Below are 1302 nucleotides of genomic sequence, written 5' to 3' on the forward strand. Positions count from 1 at the left end.
TCTGTGGGGCTCCCCCTCCCCCCTCCTCTCACAAAACTCCCCACCCCCCGCGTCTAACCCCCCCGGCCGCCGCGGCGCGGCCTTTGCCGGCCGACCTCTAGATCGCGCGCCCCACGCATCCGGAGCGACCACCTGAAATGGGCCGTGGAGAGTTCTTTCGGGAACAGGAAAGCGTGCAGGAATAACCCCAAACGCCCCGGTAATTTGGTGACTCGCCGAAATGATTCGAGAGCCACAGAAGCGCTCCATACCCACTGATGGTTTCGCACAGCCGCCTGGCACCACACGTCGCCGTACGCACGCGGAACTCATGGAGCGGATCGACAACAACCCGGTCCGGAGGGACCTGACGACCGGGCGCCTGGTCGAAATCGTGGGGGCACAGGACGGCCGGGCGCTGGTCCGGCCACTGTTCGAGCCGGACAGCCCGTCGCGTCAGGTGCCGGCCGACCAGCTCACCACCCGCATCAGCCTGTGGCGGTGACGGTCCTCCCCTCCCCTTGAGTCTTCCGCCCAAGTCCTGGGCGGGGCGGGGCCGTTCCGTACTGCCCCGAAGCGATACCGGAAGGTGCAGGCGATGACTGAGCGCAACCTGTACGAACTCGACCTCTCCCGGGTCGAGTTCAACCGTGCGGGCGGCCGCAACCAGGGCGGGGGCGACGACGGCGAGTCGTGCGTGACCCTCGGCCTGGTCGAGCACGGCGTCTTCGCCCTCGGCGACAGCAAGCGTCCCGACCGCGAGCCGCTGCTGTTCACCGCCGAGGAGCTGAATCGCGCCGGGATCGACCCGGCGCGATTCGGACTGTCCGTCTGAAGTCCCCTGACAGCCCCGGCCGCCCGCAGTCCCGTGCGGGCGGCCGGGGCTTCAACGTCTCCGAGGAGAAGCACAGTTGCACTTCCACGGCTACGAGTGGGCCGGTGACGGCCGACTGCTGGCGAAGGAGCCGGAGCGTCGCCCGATCGAGGCCGCACGGTTCGGCCTCTCGGAACTCCCGCCGATGATGACCGGCTGGTGGCTGCTGCGGCCCACCGCCCAGATCCGGGGCACCTGGGAGACGGCGGCCGACGCAGCCGACTGGCTTGCGGCACGGTACGAGGAGCACACACCGGGCGGCGATCCGTGGCTTCCCACCAAGGCACGGCGACTCCGCGCGATCGAACAACTGGCGGACGCCACAGACGTGGTGTGGTCCCGCTGGGTGTCCGACAGCCGCTGGTCGGGCCACTACGTGATCGCGTGCCCCCACAGGATCCAACCGGACATCCCGTGCCCGACCCGGCGCTGACGGTCCCCGCCCGGCG

3 protein-coding genes are annotated in these 1302 nt (G+C 69.7%); all 3 read left to right on the forward strand.

Annotation, left to right across the window (positions count from 1 at the left end; all coding sequences use genetic code 11):
- Positions 1–310: 310 nt before the first annotated feature.
- The 3 genes from ACFV6I_RS16715 (at position 311) to ACFV6I_RS16725 (ending at position 1286) form a co-directional block, all read left to right on the forward strand.
- Positions 311–484, forward strand: a complete 174-nt coding sequence (locus ACFV6I_RS16715; protein WP_380342804.1) for a hypothetical protein — start codon at positions 311–313, stop codon at positions 482–484.
- A gap of 93 nt (positions 485–577) precedes the next feature.
- The gene (locus ACFV6I_RS16720) at positions 578–814 is read left to right on the forward strand and encodes a DUF397 domain-containing protein (protein WP_380425938.1); all 237 of its coding nucleotides are present in this window, start codon (positions 578–580) and stop codon (positions 812–814) included.
- Between the two features lie 76 nt (positions 815–890).
- Positions 891–1286, forward strand: coding sequence for a hypothetical protein (locus tag ACFV6I_RS16725; RefSeq protein WP_380425940.1), 396 nt, complete (start codon positions 891–893; stop codon positions 1284–1286).
- Positions 1287–1302 lie beyond the last annotated feature (16 nt).

The organism is Kitasatospora sp. NPDC059803 (genome assembly GCF_042732255.1).
Taxonomy (GTDB): Bacteria; Actinomycetota; Actinomycetes; order Streptomycetales; family Streptomycetaceae; genus Kitasatospora.

Excerpts from the sequence above, each read along its gene's own strand:
- ACFV6I_RS16715 (WP_380342804.1), top strand. The coding sequence starts at position 311 with ATGGAGCGGATCGACAACAACCCGGTCCGGAGGGACCTGACGACCGGG.
- ACFV6I_RS16720 (WP_380425938.1), top strand. The coding sequence starts at position 578 with ATGACTGAGCGCAACCTGTACGAACTCGACCTCTCCCGGGTCGAGTTC.